Source organism: Anaerolineae bacterium (assembly GCA_011176535.1).
Lineage (GTDB): Bacteria > Chloroflexota > Anaerolineae > Anaerolineales > DRMV01 > DUEP01.
The window spans coordinates 1-26,386 of the sequence record DUEP01000125.1 but is presented as its reverse complement, the minus strand read 5'-3'; the positions used below and the strand labels follow the sequence as shown (position 1 = coordinate 26,386).

General features: G+C 63.9%; 26 protein-coding genes. 5 read left to right on the top strand and 21 right to left on the bottom strand.

What is annotated here, in order from left to right; genetic code table 11:
- Positions 1-201: aldehyde ferredoxin oxidoreductase (locus G4O04_10730; protein HEY58985.1), on the top strand; the 201-nt coding region annotated here is incomplete at its 5' end.
- Between the two features lie 95 nt (positions 202-296).
- Here the strand turns inward: G4O04_10730 and G4O04_10725 are convergent.
- From G4O04_10725 to G4O04_10640, 18 genes are all read right to left on the bottom strand, one after another.
- Positions 297-563, bottom strand: coding sequence for a DUF1952 domain-containing protein (locus tag G4O04_10725; GenBank protein HEY58984.1), 267 nt, complete (start codon positions 561-563; stop codon positions 297-299).
- Positions 560-832 carry a MoaD/ThiS family protein gene (locus G4O04_10720; protein HEY58983.1) on the bottom strand — a complete coding sequence of 91 codons (273 nt, stop codon included), beginning with the start codon at positions 830-832 and terminating at the stop codon, positions 560-562. The genes G4O04_10725 and G4O04_10720 overlap by 4 nt, the downstream gene beginning before the upstream one ends.
- 35 nt (positions 833-867) lie before the next feature.
- Positions 868-1,692 (bottom strand): HD domain-containing protein, encoded by an 825-nt coding sequence (locus G4O04_10715; GenBank protein ID HEY58982.1) that lies wholly within the window; start codon positions 1,690-1,692, stop codon positions 868-870.
- A gap of 110 nt (positions 1,693-1,802) precedes the next feature.
- A complete protein-coding gene (locus tag G4O04_10710) occupies positions 1,803-2,282 on the bottom strand; it encodes an arsenate reductase ArsC (GenBank protein HEY58981.1) in 480 nt (159 codons plus the stop codon).
- The gene (gene phoU, locus G4O04_10705; protein ID HEY58980.1) at positions 2,279-2,971 is read right to left on the bottom strand and encodes a phosphate signaling complex protein PhoU; all 693 of its coding nucleotides are present in this window, start codon (positions 2,969-2,971) and stop codon (positions 2,279-2,281) included. The genes G4O04_10710 and phoU overlap by 4 nt, the downstream gene beginning before the upstream one ends.
- Before the next feature lie 138 nt (positions 2,972-3,109).
- Complete coding sequence (gene pstB, locus G4O04_10700; GenBank protein ID HEY58979.1) at positions 3,110-3,892, bottom strand: phosphate ABC transporter ATP-binding protein; 783 nt, start codon at positions 3,890-3,892, stop codon at positions 3,110-3,112.
- A 40-nt stretch (positions 3,893-3,932) separates the two neighbouring features.
- Entirely contained in the window at positions 3,933-4,799 is an 867-nt protein-coding gene (gene pstA / locus G4O04_10695) for a phosphate ABC transporter permease PstA (protein ID HEY58978.1), read from the bottom strand.
- A gap of 69 nt (positions 4,800-4,868) precedes the next feature.
- Positions 4,869-5,870: a phosphate ABC transporter permease subunit PstC gene (gene pstC, locus G4O04_10690; GenBank protein HEY58977.1), complete on the bottom strand. Its 1,002-nt coding sequence runs from the start codon at positions 5,868-5,870 to the stop codon at positions 4,869-4,871.
- Between the two features lie 164 nt (positions 5,871-6,034).
- Positions 6,035-7,162: a phosphate ABC transporter substrate-binding protein PstS gene (pstS, locus tag G4O04_10685; protein HEY58976.1), complete on the bottom strand. Its 1,128-nt coding sequence runs from the start codon at positions 7,160-7,162 to the stop codon at positions 6,035-6,037.
- A gap of 103 nt (positions 7,163-7,265) precedes the next feature.
- The gene (locus G4O04_10680) at positions 7,266-8,594 is read right to left on the bottom strand and encodes a PAS domain-containing protein (GenBank protein ID HEY58975.1); all 1,329 of its coding nucleotides are present in this window, start codon (positions 8,592-8,594) and stop codon (positions 7,266-7,268) included.
- 1 nt (position 8,595) lies between these two features.
- On the bottom strand, positions 8,596-9,300 hold the full coding sequence (locus G4O04_10675) for a response regulator transcription factor (GenBank protein HEY58974.1): 705 nt from the start codon (positions 9,298-9,300) through the stop codon (positions 8,596-8,598).
- Between the two features lie 46 nt (positions 9,301-9,346).
- The gene (locus G4O04_10670; GenBank protein ID HEY58973.1) at positions 9,347-10,426 is read right to left on the bottom strand and encodes a hypothetical protein; all 1,080 of its coding nucleotides are present in this window, start codon (positions 10,424-10,426) and stop codon (positions 9,347-9,349) included.
- 229 nt (positions 10,427-10,655) lie between these two features.
- Complete coding sequence (locus G4O04_10665) at positions 10,656-11,522, bottom strand: DegV family protein (protein HEY58972.1); 867 nt, start codon at positions 11,520-11,522, stop codon at positions 10,656-10,658.
- A 73-nt stretch (positions 11,523-11,595) separates the two neighbouring features.
- A complete protein-coding gene (locus tag G4O04_10660; GenBank protein HEY58971.1) occupies positions 11,596-12,219 on the bottom strand; it encodes a methyltransferase domain-containing protein in 624 nt (207 codons plus the stop codon).
- Between the two features lie 265 nt (positions 12,220-12,484).
- On the bottom strand, positions 12,485-13,057 hold the full coding sequence (locus G4O04_10655; protein HEY58970.1) for a 3'-5' exonuclease: 573 nt from the start codon (positions 13,055-13,057) through the stop codon (positions 12,485-12,487).
- A gap of 128 nt (positions 13,058-13,185) precedes the next feature.
- Complete coding sequence (locus G4O04_10650; GenBank protein HEY58969.1) at positions 13,186-14,658, bottom strand: MFS transporter; 1,473 nt, start codon at positions 14,656-14,658, stop codon at positions 13,186-13,188.
- Between the two features lie 66 nt (positions 14,659-14,724).
- Complete coding sequence (locus G4O04_10645) at positions 14,725-16,197, bottom strand: aspartate aminotransferase family protein (protein ID HEY58968.1); 1,473 nt, start codon at positions 16,195-16,197, stop codon at positions 14,725-14,727.
- Between the two features lie 23 nt (positions 16,198-16,220).
- A complete protein-coding gene (locus G4O04_10640; GenBank protein HEY58967.1) occupies positions 16,221-17,759 on the bottom strand; it encodes a hypothetical protein in 1,539 nt (512 codons plus the stop codon).
- On the opposite strand from G4O04_10640, the gene G4O04_10635 reads away from it, so the two are divergent.
- From G4O04_10635 to G4O04_10620, 4 genes are all read left to right on the top strand, one after another.
- Positions 17,750-20,038: a YfhO family protein gene (locus G4O04_10635; protein ID HEY58966.1), complete on the top strand. Its 2,289-nt coding sequence runs from the start codon at positions 17,750-17,752 to the stop codon at positions 20,036-20,038. The two genes, G4O04_10640 and G4O04_10635, sit on opposite strands and share 10 nt — an antisense overlap.
- Before the next feature lie 120 nt (positions 20,039-20,158).
- Positions 20,159-20,818: a FadR family transcriptional regulator gene (locus tag G4O04_10630; protein ID HEY58965.1), complete on the top strand. Its 660-nt coding sequence runs from the start codon at positions 20,159-20,161 to the stop codon at positions 20,816-20,818.
- 53 nt (positions 20,819-20,871) lie between these two features.
- Positions 20,872-22,671 carry a 2-oxoacid:acceptor oxidoreductase subunit alpha gene (locus tag G4O04_10625; GenBank protein ID HEY58964.1) on the top strand — a complete coding sequence of 600 codons (1,800 nt, stop codon included), beginning with the start codon at positions 20,872-20,874 and terminating at the stop codon, positions 22,669-22,671.
- A gap of 4 nt (positions 22,672-22,675) precedes the next feature.
- Complete coding sequence (locus G4O04_10620; GenBank protein ID HEY58963.1) at positions 22,676-23,701, top strand: 2-oxoacid:ferredoxin oxidoreductase subunit beta; 1,026 nt, start codon at positions 22,676-22,678, stop codon at positions 23,699-23,701.
- Positions 23,702-23,787: 86 nt separating this feature from the next.
- On the opposite strand, the gene G4O04_10615 is transcribed toward G4O04_10620, so the two are convergent.
- The 3 genes from G4O04_10615 to G4O04_10605 all read right to left on the bottom strand — a co-directional run.
- Positions 23,788-24,720, bottom strand: coding sequence for a diacylglycerol kinase family lipid kinase (locus tag G4O04_10615; protein ID HEY58962.1), 933 nt, complete (start codon positions 24,718-24,720; stop codon positions 23,788-23,790).
- Between the two features lie 17 nt (positions 24,721-24,737).
- Positions 24,738-26,102, bottom strand: a complete 1,365-nt coding sequence (gene mgtE, locus G4O04_10610) for a magnesium transporter (GenBank protein HEY58961.1) — start codon at positions 26,100-26,102, stop codon at positions 24,738-24,740.
- Between the two features lie 93 nt (positions 26,103-26,195).
- Positions 26,196-26,386 (bottom strand): hypothetical protein (locus G4O04_10605; protein HEY58960.1); only part of this gene is annotated, 191 nt, incomplete at its 5' end.

Genomic DNA, 26,386 nt, shown 5'->3' with positions numbered 1-26,386 from the left:
CGGTATTACAACAACCTGGCCGGGTTCCGTGAGGGGAGCGATTATCTGCCTGAGCGCTTCTTGAAGGAACCTTCCACCATGCCTGGCTCAGAAGGGCATGTGTGTGAGTTGGAGCAGATGCTTGAGGAGTACTACCAGGTCCGCGGTTGGGAGAACGGCGTGGTGCCGGAGAGCAAACTGAAGGAGTTGGGCATCTCGTAGTTTGGGCTTTCCCCCCCACGGCACGCAAAGCCCCCGGAATTACATCCGGGGGCTTGTTTTGTGCTTTTGGCGGCGAAGTCGCCGAAAGTACGACATTATCCCCCGGCGCGGAGGAGTTTGGGCTCCAGCGCCTTCCACGCCGCCTGCACGGCCTGGGGTGAACCATGCAGCCGCAGCCGTACCTGGCCCACCCGCAGGGAGCCGATCTGGTAGTCGGGTGCCGGTTCCACCTGCGCCCGCCAGCCCTTCGGGTGGACCCATTCGCCGTGTTGCAGGGTCGCCCCCAGGGAGGCCAAGTAGTCTTCCACCAGCCAGCGGGGCAGCCCGGTGAGCAGGATTTCCCGATGGGTTTTGCTCATCATCCGCCGCCCACCGCCGGGAAAATGCTCACCGTGTCCTGGTCGGTGATTCGGGTTTGCAGGCCCTCTTCCAGGTACTGCACATCCCGCCCGTTGACGAGCACGTGCACCTGGGGGTAAAGTTGGCCCTGGTCGTCCAGCAGGGCGGAGCGCAAGAGGGGATATCGCTGGAACAAGGCCTCCAGCAACGCCTCGACGGTGATGGGTTCGGTGATGGGAACCTCGACTGTCTTCCCTCCCACAATATCGCGCAGGGTGGCGAAAAAATACACTTGCATGGAGGATACCTCCGTGGGACGAACCAGCCTCACAACTTGAACAACCGCACCAGCGGCTCTTCTTCGCCGCTGCTTTCGGCCAGCACCTCGAGATAGGGTTCCAAGCCGGATCCCTTGAGTTTCTCTTTGAGCAACGAATCCACCTGAAAGATGCCGGCTGAGTTGCGCAGGGTGATGTGCACCCGGATGGGCTTCTCGTCGCCTTCTTCCAGGCTCACGCTGTCCACGGCCATGGCCGACACGGAATGGATGTTGATTTCGCCGTGTTCGAAGGGGATGCGCGAGCGGCCCTTGGCCATGTCCAGGGCATCGGCCACGCGCACCACGCCGGCTTCCAGCGTGAGGGGGCGTCCGCCAGCGCGGTGGGCGATGATGGCATGCAGCACCTCGGCCTGAACCAGGGCGCGCTGCCCCGGATCGGGGTAGGCGGGGTTCAGCAGGGCGGGGAGTTTCCGGTCGGCGATGATCAGGCTGTATTCTTCGTGGTTGAGGCGATGGATGCTCATCCCCACATCGTGGAGCAGGGCGGCCAGGGCGACGACCACCTCAGCGTCCTCGTTGGTCATGCCGTGGTCGCGCACGATGGACGGCGTGGCGCCATGTTTGACCAGCAGGCGCAACAATTGCAGCGCCAGGTTGGCCACGATTTGCATATGCACCGGGCCGTGATCCGACATGCCCAGGCGGGCCACGGCGTTGATGTTCTGGGCATGCCAGAGGGCGTACAGTTCATCGTCGCCCTGCACGGCGGCCATGACCCGCTGGAGTTTGGGGTTGTGGCGCGCGGGGAGGTGGATGTGGAGCCGTTCCTCGGCGGGGGGCAGACCCACGGAGGGGGATTTGGGGGTTTCCATCGGCCACATGTCTCCTTTCTCAAATGGAGCCTGCATAGAGGACGCGTTACCCCGGTCGTGCGGGCGACCGGGCCCTGGGCCGCCGGGGCAAACCTGACCACACCGTGTGGCTAACCGGCCTGTGGCGGCTTCGACAACAGGAAGCCTTCTTCGCCCTCAGCCCTTTTGGCCTGCGGCGGCGCGCCAAGCACTTCGTCCAGCATGGCGGCGATGGCGTCGCGCACGGCACGAAAGGCCGCTAGCACCTCATCTTCACTTCCGGTGGCCTGGGCCGGATCGGGGAATCCCCGATGGATTGTTACGCCTGGGCCCAGCCACGCCGGGCAGGTTTCTCGCGCCTGGTCACACACGGTGATCACCAGGTCGAAGGCCATCCCGCGCACCTCGTGGAGACCTTTGGAGCGCCCCTGGTGATGAACCCCGATTTCGGCGAGCACCTGGAGGGCTTTAGGATGGACCTCGCCCGTAGGCGCGGTGCCTGCTGAGTAGGCCTCCCAGCGGTCGCCGTAGCGTGCGTTGGTCAGGGCCTCGGCCATCTGGCTGCGACAGGAGTTGCCCGTGCAGAGAAAGAGCACTTTGCGCCGCGTCATGACCCGTCTCGCGGGGTTTCCATTTCGTCGTTGCTCACATCTAGTTCCAGCAACTCCCCGGTCACGGTGAAGATGGTGCGCTCACAGATGTTGGTGACGCGGTCGGCCATGCGCTCCACATTGTGGGCCGCCCACAGCAGGTAGTTGGCCTGGTCGATGGTTTTGGGGTTCTGGATCATGAAGGTGATCAATTCGCGGTAGATCTGGTTGTAGAGGGCGTCGACCTCATCGTCTTCGTCGGGGATGGTCCGGGCGGCCTGGACATCGCCCTTGACGAAGGCGGTCAACGCTCGGTGCAGCATGGAGGTGGCGATTTCGACCATGCGGGGGAGGTCGATGAGGGGCTTGAGCAGGGGTTGGTCGCCCATGAGGATGTTGATTTTGGCGATGCCCTTCGCGTAGTCACCCATGCGCTCCAGTTCGCTGGCGATTTCCAGAATGGAGGCCAGCATGCGCAGGTCGTGGGCCATGGGCTGTTGGGTGGCGATGGCGACCAGGGTTTCGTGCTCGATGGCGAAGCGCTTGGCGTTGATCTCAGCGTCGGCGTGGTAAATCCGGCGCGAGGCCTCAATATCGCGTTGTTTGAGGGCTTCCAGGGCGTCGCGCATGGCCTGCTCAACCATGCTGCCCAACACCAGGATGTCATCCTGCAACTTGCGGATTTTCTCTTCCAATGCCTTACGAATCATTTCGTCCTCCTGAAAGGGAAAGGGCCGGGTGGGAGAGGCTCCAGGTCTGAGGCGGGAAGGCCCTTCGGGAGATCCGGTGGGGCCGCCGCCACATGGGGTGAGGCCTCGCTTGTTGTTGAGGCCCATGAAGTGCGGGGGTTATCCAAAGCGGCCGGTGATGTAGGCTTCGGTGCGCGGGTCCTTGGGGTTGGTGAACAGGGTGGGGGTTTCGCCGAATTCGACGAGTTCTCCGGCCCGCTGGTCGTTCATCAGCAGGAAGGCCGTATAATCGGAGATACGGGCTGCCTGCTGCATGTTGTGGGTCACAATGACGATGGTGAATTTTTCTTTCAGTTGGATGGCCAGTTCTTCGATGCGCAGGGTGGCGACGGGGTCGAGGGCGCTGGCCGGTTCGTCCATCAGCAGCACCTCCGGCTCGATGGCGATGGCCCGGGCGATGCACAGGCGCTGCTGCTGGCCGCCGGAAAGGGCCATGCCGGATTGCTTCAGTTTGTCCTTGACCTCGTCCCAGAGTGCCGCGTTGCGCAGGCTTTTTTCCACGATTTCGTCCAGTATGGCTTTGGACTTGATGCCGTACAGGCGGGGGCCGAAGGCCACATTGTCGTAAATGCTCATCGGGAAAGGGTTGGGGCGTTGGAACACCATCCCGACCCGACGGCGGACATCCACCACATCCACATTGGGGGCGTAGATGTTCTCGCCATCTAGCAACACTTCGCCTTCCAGGCGATGGCCGGGCACCAGATCGTTCATCCGGTTGAGCGAGCGCAACAGGGTGGACTTGCCGCAGCCGGAGGGGCCGATGATGGCCGTGATGCGATTGGCGTAGATGGGCAGGCTGATGCCGTTGAGGGCCTTGAAGTCCTTGTAGAACACGGACACATTCCGGACTTCCATTTTCGTGACGAGGGATTCGGGCATGGCTCACCTTCTCCGATTTTGAAGAGGGATGGGGAAAGCATCAACGGCGATGGCGTTTGGCCGAGGCCAGCCACAGTCGGGCGACAATGTTGAGCGTCAACACGAAGAGCATGAGCACCAGGGCCACGGCCCAGGCCTGTTGGATGCGCTCGGGGTAAGGCTGCTGTGCGTATTTCCACAGGGTAAGAGGCAAGGCATCGGTGGGCTGGCCGAGGATGTTGCCCAGAATCTGGCCGAGGCTTTGGTGGTATTGCATCCCCTGGCGGATGTAGCGGCCAATATCGTAATTGTCGTTGCCCAGGGCGGTGAAGAGCAGTGGCGCGGTTTCGCCTGTGGCGCGGGCGATGGCCAACATGATGCCGGTGACGATGCCTTCCGCCGCGGCGGGGAGTAGCACCGAAAGGGCGGCCCGCCACTCCGGCGACCCTAAGGCCAGGGCGCCTTCCCGCAAGTCTTTGGGCACCAGTTTGAGCATCTCCTCGGTGGAGCGCAGCACCACGGGCAGCATGATGATGGCCAAGGCCACGCCGCCTGCCAGCGCCGAATAGTGTTTCTGATGAACCACGATGATGGCGTAGCCGAACAGGCCGATGACGATGGAGGGCACGCCGGAGAGCAAATCGGTGCTGAAGCGCAGCGCGTTGGCCAGGGGCGTGTTGGGACGGTAGAGCAGGTAAAAAGCGGCCAGCAGCGCCGGAGGAATGGCGAAAAACGAGGCCAGCGCCACCATCACCAGAGAGCCTTCGATGGCGTGCAGTACACCGCCCCCGGGCGTCCCCATCGGGCGCGGCAGGTGAATGAAGAAGTCCAGGTTGATGGCCGCCCCGCCTTTGATGATCACATACACCGTGATCCACACTAAGGGGATGACGGCCAGCAAGGTGGCCACCCCCGTCAGACCCAGCATCACGGCGTTGGTGAGTTTTCGGCGGCGGTAGAGGCGCTTGAGGTCGGTTTGCTCGAACAGGCTCACGGTTCACCTCCCCATGGTGCGCCGGTTGACGCTCCACACCAGCCAGCGGGCGAAGGCGTTGAGCAGCAGGGTGATGGCGAACAGCACCACGCCGATTTCGATGAGCGCTGAGGCGTGCATGTTGCTCACCGCTTCAGCGAACTCGTTGGCGATGATGCTGGCCATGGTGTAGCCCGGACGCAGGATGGAATACCCGCCGCCGGTGGTGTTGCCGATGACCATGGTGACGGCCATGGTTTCCCCGATGGCGCGCCCCAGCCCTAAAATGACCGCCCCCAGAATGCCCGATAATCCGTAGGGGATGAGCACCTTCCACACCGTTTCCCACTGGGTGGCGCCTAAGGCCAGCGAGGCTTCGCGCTGCGAGCGGGGGATGGCCAGCAACACATCGCGGCTGACGGCGGTGATGGTGGGCGTGATCATGAGCACCAGGATGAGGGCGGCCCCCAGGCGACTCAGGCCTGAGGTGGGGATGGGGCCGCGGAAGAATGCCGCGAGGACGGGCACATGGCCTAAAGTGGCGTCCAGCGCCTGGCCGATGGGCACGACGACCACCGGCAGGAAGACATAGATGCCCCACAGGCCGTACACCACGCTGGGCACGGCGGCCAGCATTTCCACCAGATAGTTGAGCACGGCGTGCAAATGGGGCGGAGCCAGTTCGGCCAGAAAGATGGCTACCGCCAGGCTGAAAGGTACAGCGATGATCAGCGCCAGAAAGGAGGTGACCAAGGAGCCGTAGATGGCGGGCCAGGCGTTGAATTTGTCCAGCACGGGGTTCCAGGAAGGGGTGGCCCACGGCGAGATGAAACTTAAACCAAAAGCCTGGCGCGAGGGGGCCGAATCGACCCAGATGCTCCAGGCTATCCACGCGATGAGGCCTACCGTGGCCAGGGCGGCCAGACCAAGTAGCAGACGCCAGATGAGGTCGCCGTGTTCCAGACGGCGGCTTAGCGCAGCGCGCCAGGGGCGAGTTGCTTTGGAGGAGACGCTTGCATTGCTCATAAACCCTCCTGTGGGTGCAAGGCAGACCGGGCGCGACAGTCGCAGGTTTTGCGAGGGTTATTGTAGCATGAGGGCGGAGCAGGCCCTGACTCCGGAGGTTGAGGACGCCACCAGGGCAGGCAAGCGTCTATCGCTCACCTGCCCTGGGCGGATGGGGAACAGACTCAGGGCAGCACTTTTTGCCCGTTGCATTCCACCTGTTGCAGTTTGGCGAGTACCTTTTGCTGCACGGCCTCCGGCAGCGAAGCGTAGCCCAAATCGGCGGCTTTTTGTGCGGCCTCGGGGCTGGTGATCGCCCACCGGATGAACTCCAGCAGTGCTTTGGTCTTGGCGCAGTCCGGGTTCTCTTTCATGTGAATGATGAGGTAGGTGTAGCCCATGATGGGCCAGGACTTTTCTCCGGGGGCGTTGACGATGATCGCGGTCAGGCGCTCGTCAAAGGCGTTGGCGAGGGCGGCCATGGCGTTCTGCATGGTTTCGGCGTTCGCCTCGACTACATTCCCGGCGGCGTTGATCAGTTTGGCGGCGGGAATGCCGTTGCTCTTGGCGTAGGCCAGTTCCACATAGCCGATGGAGTAAGGCGTGGATTGCACGGCCTGGGCCACGCCGGGGTTGCCCTTGCCGCCGATGCCTTGCCCGATGGCGTCCACCGGCCACTCGACGGCCTTGCCCACGCCGACCTGGTCCTTCCATTCCTGGCTGACCGCGCCCAGGTAGGAGGTGAAGATTTCGGTGGTGCCGGAGCCATCGGAGCGATGGGCCACGGTGATGGGCTCGTCGGGAAGGGTGAGCCCGGGGTTGAGTTGGGCGATGGCCGGGTCGTTCCACCGGGTGATTTTGCCCAGGTAAATGGCGGCTAAGGTGGGCCCGTCGAGCACCAGGCTGTCCACATTGGGGAGGTTGTACACCGGCACCACGGCACCGGCCAGCATGGGCAGCATTTGCAGGTCGGGCATTTGCTGATACTGCTCTTCTTTCAGCAGGGAATCCGACCCGGCGAAGTCCACGGTGCCGTCGAGTATGGCCTTTTGACCGCCGCCGGAGCCAATGCCCTGGTAGTTGATGGTCACATCGGGGGCCACAGACTTGTACATTTGAATCCATTCGGAATACACCGGCAGGGGGAAGGTGGCCCCGGCGCCGTTGAGCACGATCGGGCCGTTGCCTCCGGCGGTGTTGTTGCCCCCCGCAGGCGGGGGCTGGATGATGTTGCCGCTGTTGCCGCCGCAGGCGCTCAGGAGCGTGGCGGTGAGCACCAGCAGGGCCAGAAAGAACCATTGCGTGCGTTTCATCGACTCTTCTCCTCTTGTTTGAGTTGTTTCCAGTATACTGCAGGCGGGTTAAGGTCAGGCGATACGGCGTTTAACCCTCGGTAAGCATTGGTTTAACGGCAGGTTAACGCGCCAGGGGCAGGGTGAACCAAAAGGTGCTTCCCTGCCCCACCGCGCTTTCCACGCCGATCTGGCCGCCGTGGGCTTCGACGATGTGTTTGGCGATGGCGAGTCCCAGCCCTGTGCCGCCGCGTTGGCGCGCCGGGTCGACTTTGTAAAACCGTTCGAATAGCCGGGGAAGATGCTCCGGGGCGATGCCAGGCCCGGTATCCTGCACCCAAAACCGGACCCCGGTCTCCAGAGCCGAGGCCCCTAAGGTGATTTCTCCCCCCTTGGGGGTGAAGTGCAGGGCGTTGTCCAGCAAATTGGTCAATACCTGTAGCAGCCGGTCACGATCGGCCAGCATCGGGGGGAGGCCCTCGGGCGCGTGGAGGCGCACTGCCACACCCGCCTCCTGTGCGGCCAGGGCCATCCGTTCGGCGGCCAGTTGCAGGATCTCGCGGGGCGACTGCGGGCTCAGTTCCAGGCTCAGATGTCCGCTTTCCAGACGGCTCAATTCCAGCAGGTCTTGCACCAGCCGACTCATCGCCGCCACTTCTTCACTCAGGCGCTGGAGAAAGCGGGGCGCCATGGCCGGGTCGTCCAGGGCGCCGTTTTGCAGCGTATCGGTAAGGGCCTGGATGGCGGCCAGAGGAGTGCGCAGTTCGTGAGAAAGGTTGGCGATGAAGTCCTGCCTCACGGTTTCCAGGTGGCGCAAGCGGGTCAGATCCTGGATGAGCAACACCACTTGAGCCGGACGCCTGGGGCCCAGGGGGAAGGCGATGCAGTGGACAAAGCGCCCGCTTTGGGGAAGTTCCAGGGTTTCGCGTTGCTCTTCGCCAGTGCGCTGGCAGGCGGCCCAGAGGTCTACCAGGCGATGGTGGCGCAGGGCCTGAGCCAGCGAGCGTCCGAGGGCCCCCTTGGAGGTCACGGCGAACAACCGGGCTGCCGCCGGGTTGATCGAAGCTACCGTGCCCTCGGGGGTGACCACCACCAGGCCGTCGCGCATCTGGCGGAGGATGGCTTCGAGGCGTTCGTACGCGGCTTGCTTTTGACGTAGGGCCTGGTGGTAGCGGCGCAGCACCCGCAATACCACGGCCTCGTCCGCGGCCAGGCCGGACAAGGCCGGATAGGCAGGCAGGTCCTTCTCGGGGTCTAGGCCTTCAAGATAGCGTTGCAATCGCCTGTGGGCTTTTTGCTCTCGCCGCAGAAGCCACCCCAGGCTCAGCGCCACGCCGGCCAGGGCCACGGCGCTGGCCCCCTCCCACGACCACCAGTTGAACCTCACCCCAATTCCGGCTACGGCGAGGCTCAGAAGCAGCCCCAAACCCAGCGCAGACATCCAGACGCCCACGTTACCCCTCAAAGCGATACCCTATCCCGCGCACGGTCACGATGCGGGTAGGGTGGGAAGGATCGGGTTCGATTTTCTCCCGCAGCCAGCGGATGTGCACATCCACGGTGCGGCTACCGCCCTCGAAGGCCCACCCCCAGACGCGCTCCAGGATCAGCCCGCGGCTGAGGACCTTGCCGCGATGCCGGGCGAGGAAGACCAGCAGGTCGTATTCCTTGGGGCGCAGAGGAAGCACCTGGCCGTCCAGCCGGACCTCGTGGCGTTCGAAATCCAGCGTCAGGTTGCCGAAGGTGAGCCTTTGCGGCTCGGGTGGCGTTTCCTGAGGTTCGCGGGCGGCGCGGCGTAGCAGCGCCTTGACCCGCGCCAGGAATTCGCGCATGGAAAAGGGTTTGGTCAGATAGTCGTCGGCGCCCAACTCCAGGCCTAACACCCGGTCGATTTCCTCATCCCGCGCTGTGAGCATCAGGATGGGAAAGTTGTGCCCCTCACGCCGCAGGATGCGGGTGATTTCGAAGCCGTCCAGGCCGGGCAGCATGATGTCGAGCACCATCAGGGCCGGTCGCTGGGTACGGGCCAGGTCCAGCCCTGCAGGGCCTTCGGGCGCGGTGAGCACCTGATACCCCGCCTGGGTCAGGTTGTAGGCTAAGGTCTCGCGGAGGATGGGGTCGTCTTCAACGATCAGGAGCAAGGGTTGAGATGGGGGCATGGTTGGCGACCCTCAGCAGGTTCCTTTGAGAAGGGCGAGGCGCGGGCTACGGCACTTCATAGCCTAGGGCCTGGAGCCAGGCGGCTTTGGCTTGGTTGAGTTCCTCGGTTCCCAGGGAAAATTGCCCGGCGTCGTCCAGCCCTTCGTCGATGTTCATGAGGAAGAAGTTGAGAAAGGCGGCGAGTTGAGGCTGGCTTTGCAGGGTCTGGGCGGTGGTGTAAAGCATCACCGGACGGAGCAGGGGGTAGGCCGGGTCCTCCCCGGCTTGCCATGGGGAGATGTGATTCAAGGAGAGGGCGCGCACCTGTCCTTCGTTGTCCTGGTATGGGCTGAACCCCAGAAAGCCGATGGCATACGGTGAGGCCGCGACCTGTTCCATCAAGGCCTTTGGATCGTCCGTGAAGGTGAGCCGGGTGGCGTTGAGGAGGGATTCGGCGTTGCCGTCGAGGATGTTTTGGACGAAAACGGCGAAGGTGTCGCTTTCGGGTGAGGGGCTCAGGCGGAGAATGGGTTGCGGGGGCCAGTCAGGCCGCAGGTCCTGCCAGGTGGTAGCCGTAGAGAAGGCCTGCCGCAGTTCATTCGGGGTCAGGTCTTCGGCAAAGGGGTTCGCTTCGGCCACGATGATGACCACCGCGTCCAAACCGACACGCAATTCGAGGGGCGTGCGTCCGTTTTGAGTGCACTTTTCTTTTTCGGCCGGCGTTAAGGGACGGGCCATGAGCAGCACATCGGCGCGCTGCAAGAGGCAAAAGGTTTTGACCCCCGCGGTGGCCGTGCTCGGTTCCAGGGAGATCTGTCCGTCGAAGCCTTCGTCCTGGAAGCGTTCGGCCATGGTGGCGGCCAGGGCCTGGACCGAGGGCGTGGTGGTCAGGCGAATTTCCCCCCCATACTCGGCAGGGTCCACCCAGGGGAGCACGATCTGGCCGTGGAAGCGCACGGCCCGGTCAGGTTGGGCGACATCTTCCGGGCTTTCCGCGTCTGCGCCTTCGGCCCCTGCTACCCCTGCCTGGATGGTGGGGATGGAGGGAGTGGGAGAGACGGTGATGCGCGGGGTGCAGGCGGCCAGCAACCCGGCCAAGGCGATCAAGGCAGCGAACAGACGAAGAGAGGCTTTTCGACCCGGCATATCCTACTCCTTTGGGGGAACGCGGCGGGCCTGCTCAGCAAGACCTGAACACGAGCCTGGCGGAGAGCCGAAGCCGCGCAACCCCCGGTTTTCTTTCATTGTAACCTATCTTGCACCGCAGAGGCGCGCCGGGCCCGGGGTTTGCTGTGAGCGCTTGGCCTTCCTTTCCCAAAAAAAGCAGGAGCAAAACCGAACCGGCTTTGCTCCTGGACGCGTTGGGGGGATGTCCTCAGCCCCACTGCACGGCCACGCCCAGCAGGCCAGGGCCGAAGTGCACCGTCAGCGCTGGGCCGAAGTCCACGATGTAGGGCTCGCCGGTGAAGCCCAGGGTTTCGGCCGCCTGTTGGGCGAAGGCTTGGGCTTCCTCGAGGATGTTCGCGTGGACGACGGCCAGACGTACCGGGCGCGCCTCGCCCATGGCCTCCTGAGCCAGCGTGAGCACCCGGCGCAGGGCGCCTTTGTTGGTGCGTTCGGTGGCCAGCACTTTGGGCACACCGTCCACCAGACCTACCACGGGGCGCACCTGCACGGCCGCCTGGGTGACCCGGTCGGCACCCTCGGTGCGCCCGGAGGCCTCCAGATGCTCCACTTTGGTCACGGCAAAGCAAAGCATGGAATGCGCCTTGACCCGCTGGATGGCTTCCAGGGCGGCGGCGGCATCGCCGCCGGCCTTCACGGCCTGGATGGCTTCCAGGAGCATGAAGCCCATGTGCATGGAGGTGGTGCCGCTGTCCACCACATAGACGCGCAAATCGGGCACGGCTTTGGCGGCCAGTTCGGCGCTTTGACAAGTGCCGGATGCCTTGGCGCTCACATGGATGGAGATGACTTCGTTCACCCCCTGGGCGGCCAGGCGTTCGTACACTGTCTGGAAATCGCCCGGCGAAGGCTGGGAAGTGGTGGGCATCTGCCCGGTCTCCTGGCGATAGGCCTGCAGCCGCTCGTAGAAGGCGGAGATGGTCATCTCCACGCCGTCCTTGTAAGACTGGTCGCCGAAGATGACATACACCGGCACGACGGTGATATTGTGGCGGTGGACGATTTCGTCGGGCAGGTTACAAGTGCTGTCGGTGACAAAGGCGATAGAGGTTGTCATGGTCCTCCTCCGGAGTTGGTCTTCGCCAAGTAGAAACACCGTTTGGAGGAGGAGGGTGTGAGGTGGGCAGGCTTCAGGTCTGGGGTTTCTCGGCGATGATGCGGGCCGTGTGGCGCTCGCGCTGGATGGTCACCTGCGCCCCGGTGGGCAGCAGGGTGGCGATGGCTTTGGGGCGAAGGAAGTGGGAGCGCATGAGCATGGCTTTTTCCCACAGGGCGATGAGTTTGACCAGGGGCTGGTCGAGGTCGGGCTCTTCGATGACCAGCCGTCCGCCGGGGCGCAGCACCCGCCAGAGTTCGGCCAGGGCCTTCTGCTGATCGAACAGGTGGTGCAGGGTGTCCACCATGACCACCCGGTCGAAGGTGCCGGAGGGGAAGGGCAGGGCCTCGGCCAGGGCGGCGATGGGGGTCACCCCCGGCTTTTGCCGTGCCAGGCGAAGCATGGCCAGGGAGAGATCGGCCACCACCACCGAGCGGGCCGGGCGCAGGAATTGTGCCACGCGCCCTGTGCCGCCCCCGGCATCGAGCACACGATGCGTGGGGGCCAGCGCCAGGCTTTCCAGCAGCGGTTCGGGCCGCTGGGGATGGATGAACCGTTCGTACCAGGGCGCAATCAGGTCGAAGTGCACATCGGCCCCGTGGTGCGTCACCCGCCAGCGCCAGAGCCAGGCCCCCAGAAGCGCGCCCAACAGCCCCATGGGCGGCAACCCGAGCGCCCACAGGCGTTGTCCCGCCCAAAGAAAGGCGCTTTGGGCCAGGGACAGGCCCAGGGCGGTCAGCAGGCCGGCCGCCGTCCCCCAGCGCCCGCTGAACAGATAGCCGAGGCCGAAGAACAGCGCGGCGTGCAACAGGAGCGCCACGGCGCTCCAGGGCGGTGCGGTCACGCTCCACCACACGGCCCAGGGAGGCAGGGCCAGCAGGATCCACCCCAGGGCGAGCAGGCGGGAAGGACGGCGCATGGCGTTACCCCCAGGGCAAGGGCTGGGCCGCCAGTTTGAGATGCAACGCGCGGGCCAGCAGGGTGTCGTCTAAAGCGCGATGACTGTTGGGCAGGGGGATACCCAGATCTTGCCCGGCCTGCTCTAAGCGCCAGCGCTTGAAGCCCTCCCCTTTCGTGGAAGGCTTCCCTTTGTATTCCGCGTAGAGCAGCATCAGGCATTGGAACTCCGCCCCAGGGATGGCAAAGGGGATGCCGTACCGCCGGCTGGTCTGCTCCATGAGGCGCACATCGTATTCAGCGTTGTAGATCAGCACCCGGCGGTCGCGCAGCACCTGGACGACCCGCGGCCACAGTTCGGCCCAGGTGGGCGCGTTGCGCAGGTGGGCGTCGGTCAAACCGTGCACCTGCGTCGCCTCCCAGGGAATGGGTTGCTGAGGGCGAACCAGGCTGTTGAGCAGCGGCGTCCCGTTGGTGTCCACCACGGCAATTTCGATGATCTCGGCCCCTTCGTCCAACCCGGTGGTCTCGGTGTCCAGATACACCGGGTGGCGCTTCAGCCAGGCTTTGGCTGTGCGAATGGCGTCCCAGCGTGACATGGGTTTGGCCTCCTCCTCTGCGAAGATGTCCCATTTTACCAAAAGGAAACAGGACCTGTGGGAGGCCCTGCTCCTCTGGAAAGCGAATTGCTGGAGAGGCTGCCCCACCCTGGGAAAAGGGTAACCCCCTACGATTGTCGCTCGCGCTCCTTGCGTCGGGCCAGTAGGCGCCGTACCCGGGTATGGCGCTCCCGGCTCAGGGGGTAGAAGTAGGCCACGCCGATGGCGCTGAGCAGGATGAAGGCGCCCACCGGGCCGGTCATGAAGCGGATGGAGGCCACCACCCGGTCGGGTTGGGCGAAGAAGGTGGCGTCGGGAGGCGGCGTGCGGTAGCCCACCCAGCCCAGCACCTGCAGGGCCAAAAAGATGGCCCCGGCGCTGGTCAGTTTGCGGATGAGGTTTTTGATGCCGTAATAGATGCCCTCGCGGCGTTGACGGGTGAGCAGTTCGTCCCACTCGATGACATCGGGGAAGATGGCGTCCGGCAGGACATGGGCCGTGGACACGCTGAGCCCGGCCAGGGCGGCCAGAATGAGCGTGGCCTGAACCGCGCCGGGGGGAAGGGCATACAGGCCGATCTGCACCACGGCCCAGAAGGCCATGCCGGTGAGATAAGCCCGTCGCTTGTCCCAGCGGTTGGCCAGAAAGTTCCAGAAGGGCAGCGCCAGGACGGCCACGATGAGAAGCAGCCCCAGAACTGCGGATTCGATGGCCAGGTTGATCCCGAATAGGGAGGCCTGCGCCAGAAGGTTGCCCTGGGCAATGTAGTAAACCAGGTAGTACGGCAGCATCAGCGCGACCAGGTCGAAGGTGATCCAGTTGAGCACATAGAGCGCGGCGGCGAAACGAAAGGGGATGTTCGCCCAGGCGGCCTTGAGCGTATCGCGGAACGAGATGTGCCCCTGTCGGTCGGCGGCGGCGATGATGTGGGCCGGTTCGCGGATGACGGCAAAGATGAGCAAAAAGGGAATCACCGCCAGACCGCCGAACAGCGCAGCGATGAGGATGTAGCCCTGTTGTTGGGTCAATCCCCGTTGGAGGGCCATGTCCAGAATCTGGGGCGCAGCCACGGCGGTTACCAGGGAAGCCATGAGGTTGAAAAACATCCGGTAGGCTGTCAGGGAGGTGCGCTCATCGTAGTCCGGAGTGATCTCCGGCGTCAGCGCGTAAAAGGGAATGGAGACCAGCGTTTGTAAGGTGTCGGAGAGTATGAAGGCCAGCATGACGGTCACGGCCACGGCCCACTGGGACGACCAGGGTGGGGACCACCACAGGATGACGAACCCCAGACCGTAAGGGATGGCAAACCAGAGGAAGAAAGGCCGCCGACGCCCCCATCGGGTGCGCACCCGGTCGCTGAGCATCCCGACCAGTGGGTCGTTGATGGCGTCCCAAATCAGGCCCAGCAGGGCGGCGAAGGAGGCCAGGCGGGGCTCCAGGCCCACCACATCGGTCAGGAAGATAGCGTAGAAGATTTGCCGCAGGGTGCCGAAACTGGCCAGGCTCCAGTCGCCGGAGCCGTAAACCAGTTTGACCCAGCGCGAAAGGGGACGGTAGGCGGGCTCCTGTTGCTGGCTGAGGGTGCGAGCGGTTTCACGCATGACGGTTCCTCCTGAGAGTCGAGGAGCGGTTTCGTGAGATGGGATGATGTGGTTCCTCCACGGAGATCAGGGGGTTTTGCCGCTTTCCGGTGGGCGGAAGATCTGGTCAAGCAGGTCGAGAACGGCCTCGTGGACATCCTGGCGGTTGGGCAGGGTGCCTATCAGGCCGTACATGGGGGCAGCGCGCTGAGGCAAGGCCTTGTCGCCTGAACCAGAGAACAGTTTGGGCGCCAGGCGCATGAGGGCGTGGCTTACTTTGCGCGGCAGGACGCGCATCAGCCAGGCAGTGAAGCGCACCAGGCCGCGCTCGATGGCGCGTCGCGGGCTGGGGCGGCGCACCTGGGCGACGGCAGCGTGCAGGTCCTCCAGGAATGCGTCCACGACCCGCGCGTGGGCGGGCACGATGGTGAAGTGCAGACTGGGCGGGCGATGCTGGCGGTCCAGGTGCCAGCCGCGTAAGGCCATTTCATCGGCGATCTCGTACACCTCGTAGGGGGCCCGGCTGCCGACAGCGAACACGGTCATCACCGGCTCGCCGTAGACGAACAAACCGGGGAGCTCCCGAAAGGCCTGCTGCAAGCGCTGAGCCGTCTCCATGGTCTGGCGGGCCAGGCGCAGGTAGCCTTCCCAGCCCAGAAAATGCATGACGGCCCAGGCGGCGGCGATGGGGCCGGCGGCGCGGGTGCCGGCCATGGCGGGTGAGGCGTAGATGCCGCCCGGCCAGTCGGTGTAGGCGAAGAATTGATAGCGGCGCAGGTCGGCGTTGTGGTAAAGGATGACCGATACGCCCTTGGCCGCGTAGCCGTACTTGTGGGCGTCGGCCGAGATGGAGGTCACCCCCGGCACGCGGAAGTCGAAAGGCGGCACCGGGTAGCCCAACTCGCGTAGGAAGGGCAGCATGAACCCGCCCACGCAGGCGTCCACATGGAAGAGGACGTCTCGCTCCCGGGCCATGGCGGCCATCTCGGGGATGGGATCCATGATCCCCTGGGGGTAGGAGGGAGCCGAGCCCACGACGAGCACCGTGTTGGGGGTGAAGGCGCGTTCCAGGGCGTCCAGATCAGCCCGGAAATCCGGCCCGACTGGGATGTGTACGGGCCGGACCCCAAAGTAGTGGGCCGCTTTCTCGAAGGCCGGATGGGCGGTCAGGGGAAGGATCATCTCCGGTTCGGTGATGCCCTTTTGGTCGCGGCCCCAGTCGCGGGCGGTCTTCACGGTCATCAACAGGCTTTCGGTGCCGCCGGAGGTGAGGGTGCCCACGGTTTCTTCGTCGCCGCCCAGGAGGGCCGCGGTCATGGCCACCACCTCGGTCTCCATCTGGCGAATGCTGGGGAAAGCCGTGGGGTTGAGGGCGTTTTCGGAGAAGAAAAGCGCACTGGCCGCCTTGAGCACCTCGGTGAGTTCGTCGTCCACATAGTACACCATGCTGAACACCTTCCCTTCGCGCCAGGGAGCGTCGCGGGCTTTCATCTCCCGCATCAGGCCGAGCAGGGTGTCCTTGGGCACCCCCTTGGCGGGCAGCGGCACAATGGGGGACATCATGGCCTCCTTTGGGGATAGGCTTACGGCTGCGGTCGGCGACGGAAGATGTACATCCCGTGGCTGTTGTAAATTTCCTGGGGGTCGGTGTAAAGTATGGCCAGGGTTTCGTAATGCTGGCGGAACCAGGGGTCGGAGAGCAACGTGTGGCGGATGTACACTTCCAGAAAGACGGCGTAGTCGGGCCTGAGTTCGCGGATTAGTGAAACGGGAACAGCGTAGTTCATCCCCGAAGCGATTTGATCTTTGGAGAGAGGGTAGTATGCCAGGGCTTGGGGAGAGACAAGCCCCAAGGTGTCGAAAATGTACGCTTGCGTGTCGTAACCCAAAGTGCCGATATCGGCAGCGGCCAACATATCGCCGGGACGGAGATAAGGCTGCAAAAAGGCGGCTGCGCTGTGATAGACTTGTTCCAGTTTGAACCAGGCCATGCGCGGGGCCGGCGTTTGCGGTCCGTGGTCAGGATGCCATGTCCAGCCCCGCAGGACCAGGAAGAGCACGCCCGCGGTGAGAATGCCACGCACGGTGGCCTTGAGGGGAGGGCGTAGAGTCCGGGTCAGGGCGCTCAGTCCGCCCCAGATGAAGAACAGGTAGGGCGGCAACGGTGGCGTGAGGTACCAGCGAAAGATCAGCGGGTTGGCCAGGGCATAGGCGGCAAGGTACCCCCAGGGGAAGAGGGCCCATGGCCACAGGCGTGGCGTGCGGGGGAGGAGGTGACGGGCCCCGATGAGAAACAGGGAAGGGTAGAGCACCAGGCCGACGCCGATCCACGGGATACCCAGCGTGCGGTGCCCCTCGAAGGGCGTGGCAAAGTGTTGCAGGAAACGGATCAGCGCCGCTTTGGGCGGGATCAGATAAGCGACCCGTTTCGCGCTGACGGAGAGTGGCAAAGGAGAGCCGTAATACGCTGTGGCCAACCCCGTCCAGAGCGCCAGGGGGAGCCCGAAGGCCAGAACCGGGGCCCACCAGGGGGCGCGTTCCTCCCCGCGGCGGAGGCGCCAAAGCCAGTCGGCGGCCATCAGCAAGGCCCACAGGGCGGCCTCGGGCCGGGTGAGCAGGCCCAGGGCCAGGGTGAGGGCGGCCCATGGGGTGCGCCCGGTGGCGTAAAGCCCCACGGTGAGCGTGAGCAGGAGGACGAAAAGCGAGGTTTCCATTCCCCCGATGGCAAAGGTGACGCTGAAGGGTAAAATAGCCCAGGTCAGGGCCGTGGCCCAGCCGACCCATGGGCGGCCGAGCAGGCGCCCCAGGGTCACCAGAATCGTCACGGTGATCGCGTCGCAGAAGGCATTGAAGGCCAGAGCCAGGAGCGGAAAAGGGGCTGCCGCACCGCCTGCCAGGCTGCCCATGAGCGCCAGCAAGGCGGTGTAAAGCGGCGTCGTGGTTCCCAGGATGGGCTCACCGGGGTTGTACACCGGCCCTAACCCGGCTACAATGTTCCTGGCGTAGCGAAAGGTAATGTAGGCGTCGTCAATGATGCGCGGGCCGGGCAGCAGACGGCTGAGCAGGGTGACGAGAATAAGCAATCCCAGCCCGAAGAAGTGAGATTTTTTCCATGACCGCATGGTTCCATTATATCCGCAAAGCCCGATGGCGAGGCTGGCTGACGGTCCTGGTGCCGGGGCTCTTCCTCTGGACACGCTGGCGGGGAGCGACGGGCTTTTGGCGTGGGGTGCTCATCCATCCCCGGGCCTGGGTCTCCGATTATCTGATCACTTTCTGGCCTAACGCTTTTTTCCTGCGCACCTTGTGGCGCCAGAGGGGGGATTTGCCTCAGTGGCGACCCTGGCTGTTCAGCGGGTCGCCTCTGGTGGGCGATCCGCAGTCCGGCCTGGGGTACCTGCCTAATGCGGCGCACTTGCTCCTGCCTCCCACGGCGGCGTTCAACGGCCTGCTTTGGCTTCATCTGAGTTTGGGCGTGAGCGGGATGCTGTGGCTGGCCCAGCAGGCGGGATTGCGAGAGGGGCGCTGGCTGGCGGGGCTGGGGTTTGCCCTTTTCCCCTCCCTTTACGCCCATTGGGGCCTGGGTCATGTGGGGATGGTCTACGCGGCAGTGTATGCGCCCTGGGCGCTGGCCGCGGCGATGACGCTGGCGCGGGGGCGGTGGCGTTGGGCGGGCGTGCTGGCTCTGGCCCTGGGGGCTCAATGGGTTAATCATCCTCAAGTGGCGCTGTACACGGCGTTACTGGGCGCTGGACTGACAGTGGTGACCGCTGCCATGGAGCGGGGGCTATCGGCGCGCCCCATCTTCTGCCACGGAAAGCGCATCGCGCTGGCGTTGGCCGCGTGGGGGGGAGGGAACCTCTGGGGATGGATGGTGGCGGCGGTGGTGCTGCTTCCTCTGCTCCGCAACCTCCCCTTTTGGGCGCGGCAGACCCTGGGCCTCCGGGGGACCGCCGAAGGCGCGCTCTCCTGGGCCAGGTTGCTGCTGGGCCTCTGGCTCCCCCCGTATGGGGGAGACGGGGAACGGCTGGTTTACCTTGGCGTGTTGGGGGGCCTTTTGGCGGTCCTGGGTTTGAGCGAGCGACGGGCGCGTGGATGGGGCGGTCTGGTGCTGGTGGCGTTGTTGTACGCGCTGGGGGCGCATTTCCCGCCGACGGCATGGGCCATGGCTCATCTGCCCGGGCTGCGGCAGGTTCGTGTTCCGGCACGGGTCTGGCTGGTCGCTTACCCCCTGGCGTTGTTGTTGGCTGGCGTGGGCCTGGAAGACAAGCTGGGCCGGGGGACAACTGGCCGCGGTTGGCGGGTTGTTCGCGTAGCCACCGCGGCGCTGACGGCTGCCCTGGCGACTTTCGTTATCGCCTCTCGTTTGACCCTGGGCTCCTGGCCGCCGCGATACTGGCTGGCCGCGTTGGGGTGGAGCGGGTTGGCCTGGGTTCTGTTGGGGCCGCTGTCCCCCAGGGGGCGTGACCACCCCTGGCGGTTGCTCCTGGCCCTGGCGGTAGTCGTAGCGGACCTCTGGATGGTGGATGTCTCCCTGGTGGAGGTGCGCCCCCTGGAAGTTTTCTTCGACCGTCCCCATCTCACCGCCTTCCTGGTGCGCCAACAGACCTTCTCGCCCGCTCCCTGGCGCATTTACACTCCCAGTTACAGCCTTCCCCAACAACTGGGCGTGCGCTATGGCATCGAACAGGCCAACGGGGTGGACCCGCTATACTTTGCGGCCTATGACGCGCTCATACAACGCGCCAGCGGTGTTCCCAGGCAACATTACAGCGTGACCGTGCCGGCCATGGAAGGGGAAGGCCCGACCCTTTTGGCCAACCGTCACGCCCGGCCCGATGCCGCCTGGTTGGGGCTCCTCAATGTGCGTTTTGTCCTCTCGGCGTACCCTTTGGATGCCGTGGGTTTGCGTTTTGCAGGGGTGATGGATCGCGTCTGGGTGTACGAAAATCGGGCCTGGCTGCCGCGGGCTTTTCTGGTGGGCAAAGTGGTCCCTGTGGCGGGAGTGGAAGAAGCCCTGGCCCGAATGGAGGGCATGGATCTGGCTTCCGCGGCGGTGGTGGAAGGGGCTCCTCTGCTGGACACCGGTGCTCCCCAGGGCGAGGTCTGGTGGCTGGAGCGGACCAGCGACGCCTTGCGTTTAAGGGTGCATAGCGACCGCCCGGCCTGGCTGGTGCTCTCGCAAACCTGGCACCCCGATTGGCAGGCGTGGGTGGATGGCGTGCCCGTAGCCTATCTGCGCACCGATGGGGCTTTGGGTGGGTTGGCGATCCCACCGGGGGTTCATGAGGTCAGGCTGCGGTTTGAGTCACCCCCTTACCGCTGGGGGCGTTGGCTCAGCGCCATCGGCACCATGTTGGCCCTGGGCATAGTCTTCTGGCCGTCGCGGTCGAACCGGTAGGCGTGATTTTCGGGGATTTTTTAGGCGTCATTTCTTGACGGGGGAGGTCAGCCGTGCTAAAATCCCGCCTTGAATGGTTAGAATATTCGCATTAGTTTGATTTTTCAGAGGATTTGACGCGTGCGTGATTTTCTGGCGTTTCTAGCCAATCTCAACGGGCGCCATGAAGACGATGCTCAACTTCCCTCGCTGAAGGCGTTGAGTCAACTTTTGGGCCAGAGTGTCCCCCGGGTACGGGAGCATTTGGCGGTGGCGCGGGCTTTAGGGCTGGTGGAGGCCAAACCTCGCGTGGGACTGCGACGGCTGCCATACTCTTTCCGGCCTGCGGCTTCCCTGAGCCTGCATTACGCCCTCTGCCGCGATCGCCGGTACTTTGCTCAATTTGCGGATCTGCGTAAGCGCATCGAGGCCGCCTACTTTGTCGAGGCGGTTCATGCTTTAACCCCAGAGGACAAACAGGAGTTGCAAGACCTGCTCGCCAGAGCCTGGGAAAAACTCCGGGGGAACCCCATCCACATCCCGCATGAAGAGCATCGTCGTCTTCACCTCACCATTTTCCGTCGTCTGGATAATGTGTTCGTGCGTGGCCTGTTGGAGGCGTACTGGGATGCCTACGAGGCGGTCGGTCTGAACCTCTACACCGATTATCAGTACCTTCACAAGGTTTGGGAGTATCATCAGCGCATCGTGGATGGCATCTGCTCCGGTGATGTGGAGGACGCGCACCAGGCCCTGGTGGAGCACACGGAGTTAATCCGTTATCAACCCGATGTGGCGTGAATTGCGCTGCCTGGCAGCGTACTTGCCCAACCCTCGGGAGAAAAGGAGTGCTTATGTCCGTCGTAAATGATTTTTCCATCACGGTGGGCACGATCAACGGGACGGGGAGCCAGACGGCGAACCTGACCCTGTTGCGTGCCTTGTTCAAGATGGGGATCCCGGTATCGGGCAAAAACCTGTTCCCCTCGAACATTTACGGTTTGCCGACCTGGTTCACCATTCGGGTGAACAAGGACGGCTTCCTGGCCCGCCGGGATGAGCACGAGATTGTGGTCGCCATGAACCCCGCCACCTTCAAAGAGGACCTGGATAAGGTCGTTCCGGGCGGGGCCTTTTTCTATGCCGACCACATCCGCGCGCCCATCGAACGGGAGGACGTGGTGACCTATCCCATGCCGGTGAAGAAACTGGTCGCCAAATCCGGTGCGCCCACCAGTCTCAAGGATTATGTGGCCAATATGGTCTATGTGGGCGTGCTGGCCCAGATCCTGGGGATCGACCTGGAGAAGATTCGCCTGGCGCTGGACTTCCACTTCAAGGGTAAGGAAAAGCCCATCAGCCTCAACATGGGCGTGGTGGAAGCGGCAGCGCAATGGGCAGCCGAGAATCTGGAGAAGAAGGACCCCTACCACGTGGAGCCGATGAACAAGACCGAGGGGTACATCATGGCCGACGGCAACACGGCGGCCGCCATGGGCGCCATTTACGGCGGCGTGCAGTTCGTCGGCTGGTATCCCATTACCCCGGCTTCCAGTTTGGCCGAATCCCTCAACACCTACCTGCCCAAGTTCCGCAAGGATCCCAAGACGGGCAAACCCACCTATGCGGTGGTGCAGGCCGAGGATGAACTGGCGGCCATCGGTATGACCATTGGCGCGGGTTGGGCTGGCCTGCGGGCGATGACCTCCACTTCGGGGCCGGGCATTAGCCTGATGGCCGAGTATGTCAGTCTGGCCTACTATGCCGAGGTGCCCGTGGTCATCTGGAACGTGCAGCGCGTGGGCCCCAGCACCGGCCTGCCCACCCGCACGCAACAGGGCGACATCTTGCTCATGCGCTACCTGGGCCATGGCGATACTGAGCATGTCATCCTCTTCCCGAAGGACCCCACAGAAGCCTTTGAGTTCGGCTGGAAGGCCTTTGACATCGCCGAGCGGCTTCAGGGCGTGGTCTTCGTGGCCTCGGATCTGGATTTGGGCCAGAACCAGTGGATGGTGAAGCCCTTTGAGTATCCGGACCAGCCCATGGATCGGGGCAAGGTCCTTTGGGAAGAGGACCTGGAGCGCTGGTTCCAGGAAGGCAAGGAGTGGGGACGCTATCTGGATGTGGATGGCGACGGCATTCCCTACCGCACGCTTCCGGGCAACCGACACCCCAAGGCGGCGTACTTCACCCGCGGTACAGGCCATGACGAATTTGCCCGTTACTCGGAAGACCCCGAGGTGTGGGTGCGCACCCTGGCGCGCATCAAGAAGAAGTACGAGACCATCAAGGCCTATTTGCCCAAGCCGGTGGTGGAGACCATGGACGGCGCTGAAGTGGGGATTATCTCCTACGGCACCAACGAGTTGGCGGTGCAGGAAGCGCGGCACTACCTGGCCGAGGCTGGCATCCCCACGGATTACCTGCGCATCCGCGCGGTGCCGTTCCACGACGAGGTGAAAGACTTCCTGGCGCAGCACGAGCGGGTGTATGTGGTGGAAGCCAACCGCGACGGGCAAATGGTCATCTTGCTGCGCATCGATTTCCCCGAGTTGGCGACGCGCTTGCGCGAGGCGGCGCTTTCCGATGGTATGCCTCTGACCGCCAAATGGGTCCAGCAGGCCATCCAGGCTCAGGAAGGGAAGGAGTAATCCTATGGCTAAGACCAACGCTCTCGGTTTGACTCTCAATGAATACAAGGGCGCGCCGACCACCCTGTGCCCCGGTTGTGGGCATAACTCCCTCATCAACCAGATTATGGCGGCCTTGTTTGAGATGAATGTGCGCCCGGAGGATGTAGTGAAGTTCAGTGGTATCGGCTGCTCCTCCAAGGCGCCGACTTACATGCTTGGTCGAGCCTTTGCCTTCAACGGGTTGCATGGCCGTATGCCCTCCCTGGCTACCGGGGCTATGTTCGCTGATCACACGCTGAAGGGCATCGGCATGAGCGGCGACGGCGACTCGGCGGCCATCGGTATGGGGCAGTTCAAGCATGTGATTCGCCGCAACCTGCCCATGGTGTACATTGTGGCCAACAACGGCGTCTACGGCCTGACCAAGGGGCAGTTCTCCCCCACGGCCGACCGCGGCCTGACCCTCAAGAAGCAGGGTACCAACCCCTTTGAGCCGGTGGATATCTGCATGGAGGCGCTGGCGTCCAACGCCACCTTTGTGGCCCGTGGCTTTACTGGCAACGCCAAGCAACTCAAGGAGTTGATTAAAGCCGCCTTCCACCACAACGGATTGGCCATGCTGGATATCATCAGCCCCTGTGTGTCCTTCAACAACCTGCCGGAGTCCCTGTACTCCTACTCCTGGGGCAAGGAACATCACGAGATGCTCCACGAGTTGCGCTTCATCCCCGGCGCCGAGGAAATCATACTGCCAGACGAGATGAAGCCCGGCGAAGTGCGCACGGTGACGCTGCACGACGGCTCAAAGATCGTGCTGAAACAGGTGGACGAAGATTACGACCCCACCGACCGGTATGCGGCGTTGCACGCGCTGGAGAAGGCCGCCCAGGAGAAGATCATCCTCACCGGCCTGCTCTACATCGACACTTCGCGGCCCTCGTTGTTCGATATGTACGAACTGCCCGAGGAGCCGCTCAACCGCCTGACGCCGGACCGCCTCCGCCCTGCCCCTGAGACCATCGACGAAGTCAACGCGATGATGTTCTGAGACGGTGGAGGACGAGACGACGAAAGCGGGAGGCTATTTGCGAGCCTCCCGCTTTTTGTGCCAGAGAGGTCGGGGCCGGGCGTGCTTCAGGGGGGCGTTAGGAGTGGAATCTGACCGGGCAGGGTACGGAAAGAGAGGGTGAGCGCTTGGGTTTCGTAGAGTTCGCCGTCGGCGTGCATGGGCGAGGGCGTCTCCAGGTGCACTTCCAGGAAGGGAGAGTGAATCTCGTGGACCTCCGGCACGGTGGACAGGTCGTCGCCCTCGGCTTTGAGGGCGTGAGGGAGGATTTGCAACACGCGCAGGCGGGATTTCGCGTAGGCAAAGATGAAGGTCAGCCGCCCATCGAACCCGTCGGCGTGGGGCGTCATGTAGAACAGCCCCCCAGTGCGCCGGTGGTTGCCGACCGAGATGAGGTTCACCGGCCCTTGATAACTTCCCCCCTCCCAGCGCAGTTCGGCCTCCCAAACGGGGTGCCGAAGGATGCCGGCCAGAGTGGCCAGCAGGTAGCGCAGGTTGCCTTTGGCCCAGGTCATCTCCTGTTGAATGTGGGTGATGGTCGGCTCTAGCCCCAACGCCGTGTTGTTGGCGCTGTACCAGGTGTGGGTTTCGCCTGCGGCGTTGCGCACCTGGATCTGGACCACATCCATGGGGCGTGTTTTCCCCGTAGCGATGACCCGGGCCGCGTTGGTCAGTTGGCGGGGGAGGCCCACATTGTCCACCAGATCGTTGGCCGTGCCCAAGGGCAGGACGCCCAGAGGCGGCCAGGCGCCTTCCGGCCCCAGCGCCTGGGCGATGCCGTTGACCACCTCCCCGATGGTGCCATCTCCCCCGGCGGCGATGATGGGCGCGTAGCCCTCCCGCACCGCCCGGGCGACCAGGGGGATAGCGTGCCGTCGTCGCTGGCTGACCTCTAAATGGTAGGGCACGCCCGCCGCGCGCAGTGCTTCTTCCAGAGCCTGACGGTGCGCGCCGGCCTGCCAGCGGTTGGCGTACGGGTTGAGCAACACAAAGGCCTTCATCGTCCTCCTCGGGAGGGTTATTTGAGGTGATCCAACACGCGTGAGGCCAGACTGAGAAAGATGAAAAAGCCGGCCGAATCGGTGACCGCGGTGACCAGAATGGAGGAGGCCAGCGCAGGGTCGGCCCCGGCGGCTTTGAGGGCCAGGGGGACGAGCACCCCCATCACCGCGCCTAAGGCGAGATTGGCGACCAGGGCCGAGCCCAGCACCAGGCTGAGGTAGAGGTTGCCGCGCCAGAAGTACACTCCGAGGCCTACCATACTCCCCACCAGCAGGCCCAGCGCCAGCCCAGCCAGAAATTGTTTGACCAGGATGCGGAGCAGGTTTTTGGGAGAGATTTTCCCCAGCGCCAGAGAGCGCACGGTCATGGCCACATTCTGGCTGGCCGTGTTGCCTCCCTGGCCGGCTACCACGGACTGGAACAGCGCCAGCACCGCCGCCTGGGCGATGATGTGTTCGAAGTTGCTGATCACCCATGAGGCGAAGAGGGCGGTCAGGGTGTTGAGATAAAGCCACGGGAGGCGCCCCTTGATTTGTTCGGGGAGGGGGCTTTCCGGGTCCAGGTCTTCGTCGGACACGGAGGCCAGGTGGTAGATGTCCTCGGTGGCTTCCTCTTCCAGCACCTCGACCAAGTCGTCAAAGGTGATCACCCCGACGAGGTGTTGCCGGTTGTCCACCACGGGCACGGCGGAGAGGTCGTATTTCGACATGATGCGGGCCGCTTCTTCCTGGTCCGTGTCCGCGGTGACATAGATCACCTTGGGGTCCATCACCTCTTCCAGGCGCGTTTGCGGGGTGGTGCGGAGCAGGTCGGCCAGGCTGACAACGCCCACCAGCCGCTGGTTCTCATCAATGACATACAGGTAGTTGGGGATGTCGGTGTCCGGGTCGATGCTGCGCAGGAAGGCGATGGCTTCCTCCAGCGTGGCGCTGCGCGGCAGAGCCACATAGGCGGTGGTCATCAGGCCGCCGGCCGTCTCGTCGGGGTAGCCCAGCAGCGGGCGCACCTCTTCGGCCTCTTCCATCTCGGCCAGGGCCTGGCGCGCCTGTTCGGGGCGCAGGTCGCCCAAGAGGTCGGCGGCCTCGTCGGGGTCCATCTCGTCCAGCACATCGGCCAACTGGGCCGTATCCAGCCCCTGGGCGATTTCGGCGGCTTCCTCTTCGTCCAGCCATTCCAGCAACTCCGCCAGGTTTTCCACGCCCAGATGCTGGATCAGGGCCTGTTGTTCCTCGGGGCTCAGTTCTTCAAAGACCTCGGTGCGGTCGGCCGGGTGGAGGTGCTGGAGCAGGGCGACGGCGTCCTGCCATTGCCCCATTTTCAGCGCCTGCCGAATGCGTTCGGAGACGAGTTCGCGGTATTCCAGACTGGGTTCGGTTATCATTTTCCTTCGTGCGCCGGGGGAAAGTTGGATGGGAAAAACAAGGCGCCGACCTGTCGCCGGGGCGCAGGTCGGGCCTGCGGGGCGGGAGGAGGGCTACTCCTCAATGGGATCGATTTGCAGCCCCCGTTCCTTCAGCCAGGCCAGTGCGGCGTCAATTTCGGCCTGGTCGCCGCTGAGGCGGGCCTCGATCCAGCCGGATTCCAGGCCGATTTCCGCGCGATGGATGTTGAGGGTGATGTTGAATCGCCGGATGAGTTGACTGACCACGGGGACATCCAGCAGGT

Excerpts from the sequence above, each read along its gene's own strand:
- G4O04_10725 (HEY58984.1), bottom strand. The coding sequence starts at position 563 with ATGATGAGCAAAACCCATCGGGAAATCCTGCTCACCGGGCTGCCCCGC.
- G4O04_10715 (HEY58982.1), bottom strand. The coding sequence starts at position 1,692 with ATGGAAACCCCCAAATCCCCCTCCGTGGGTCTGCCCCCCGCCGAGGAA.
- G4O04_10710 (HEY58981.1), bottom strand. The coding sequence starts at position 2,282 with ATGACGCGGCGCAAAGTGCTCTTTCTCTGCACGGGCAACTCCTGTCGC.
- phoU (HEY58980.1), bottom strand. The coding sequence starts at position 2,971 with ATGATTCGTAAGGCATTGGAAGAGAAAATCCGCAAGTTGCAGGATGAC.
- pstB (HEY58979.1), bottom strand. The coding sequence starts at position 3,892 with ATGCCCGAATCCCTCGTCACGAAAATGGAAGTCCGGAATGTGTCCGTG.
- pstA (HEY58978.1), bottom strand. The coding sequence starts at position 4,799 with ATGCTGGGTCTGACGGGGGTGGCCACCTTGCTGGCCGTCATCCCCTTA.
- pstC (HEY58977.1), bottom strand. The coding sequence starts at position 5,870 with ATGAGCAATGCAAGCGTCTCCTCCAAAGCAACTCGCCCCTGGCGCGCT.
- pstS (HEY58976.1), bottom strand. The coding sequence starts at position 7,162 with ATGAAACGCACGCAATGGTTCTTTCTGGCCCTGCTGGTGCTCACCGCC.
- G4O04_10675 (HEY58974.1), bottom strand. The coding sequence starts at position 9,300 with ATGCCCCCATCTCAACCCTTGCTCCTGATCGTTGAAGACGACCCCATC.
- G4O04_10670 (HEY58973.1), bottom strand. The coding sequence starts at position 10,426 with ATGCCGGGTCGAAAAGCCTCTCTTCGTCTGTTCGCTGCCTTGATCGCC.
- G4O04_10665 (HEY58972.1), bottom strand. The coding sequence starts at position 11,522 with ATGACAACCTCTATCGCCTTTGTCACCGACAGCACTTGTAACCTGCCC.
- G4O04_10660 (HEY58971.1), bottom strand. The coding sequence starts at position 12,219 with ATGGGGCTGTTGGGCGCGCTTCTGGGGGCCTGGCTCTGGCGCTGGCGG.
- G4O04_10655 (HEY58970.1), bottom strand. The coding sequence starts at position 13,057 with ATGTCACGCTGGGACGCCATTCGCACAGCCAAAGCCTGGCTGAAGCGC.
- G4O04_10650 (HEY58969.1), bottom strand. The coding sequence starts at position 14,658 with ATGCGTGAAACCGCTCGCACCCTCAGCCAGCAACAGGAGCCCGCCTAC.
- G4O04_10645 (HEY58968.1), bottom strand. The coding sequence starts at position 16,197 with ATGTCCCCCATTGTGCCGCTGCCCGCCAAGGGGGTGCCCAAGGACACC.
- G4O04_10635 (HEY58966.1), top strand. The coding sequence starts at position 17,750 with ATGACCGCATGGTTCCATTATATCCGCAAAGCCCGATGGCGAGGCTGG.
- G4O04_10640 (HEY58967.1), bottom strand. The coding sequence starts at position 17,759 with ATGCGGTCATGGAAAAAATCTCACTTCTTCGGGCTGGGATTGCTTATT.
- G4O04_10625 (HEY58964.1), top strand. The coding sequence starts at position 20,872 with ATGTCCGTCGTAAATGATTTTTCCATCACGGTGGGCACGATCAACGGG.
- G4O04_10620 (HEY58963.1), top strand. The coding sequence starts at position 22,676 with ATGGCTAAGACCAACGCTCTCGGTTTGACTCTCAATGAATACAAGGGC.
- G4O04_10615 (HEY58962.1), bottom strand. The coding sequence starts at position 24,720 with ATGAAGGCCTTTGTGTTGCTCAACCCGTACGCCAACCGCTGGCAGGCC.
- mgtE (HEY58961.1), bottom strand. The coding sequence starts at position 26,102 with ATGATAACCGAACCCAGTCTGGAATACCGCGAACTCGTCTCCGAACGC.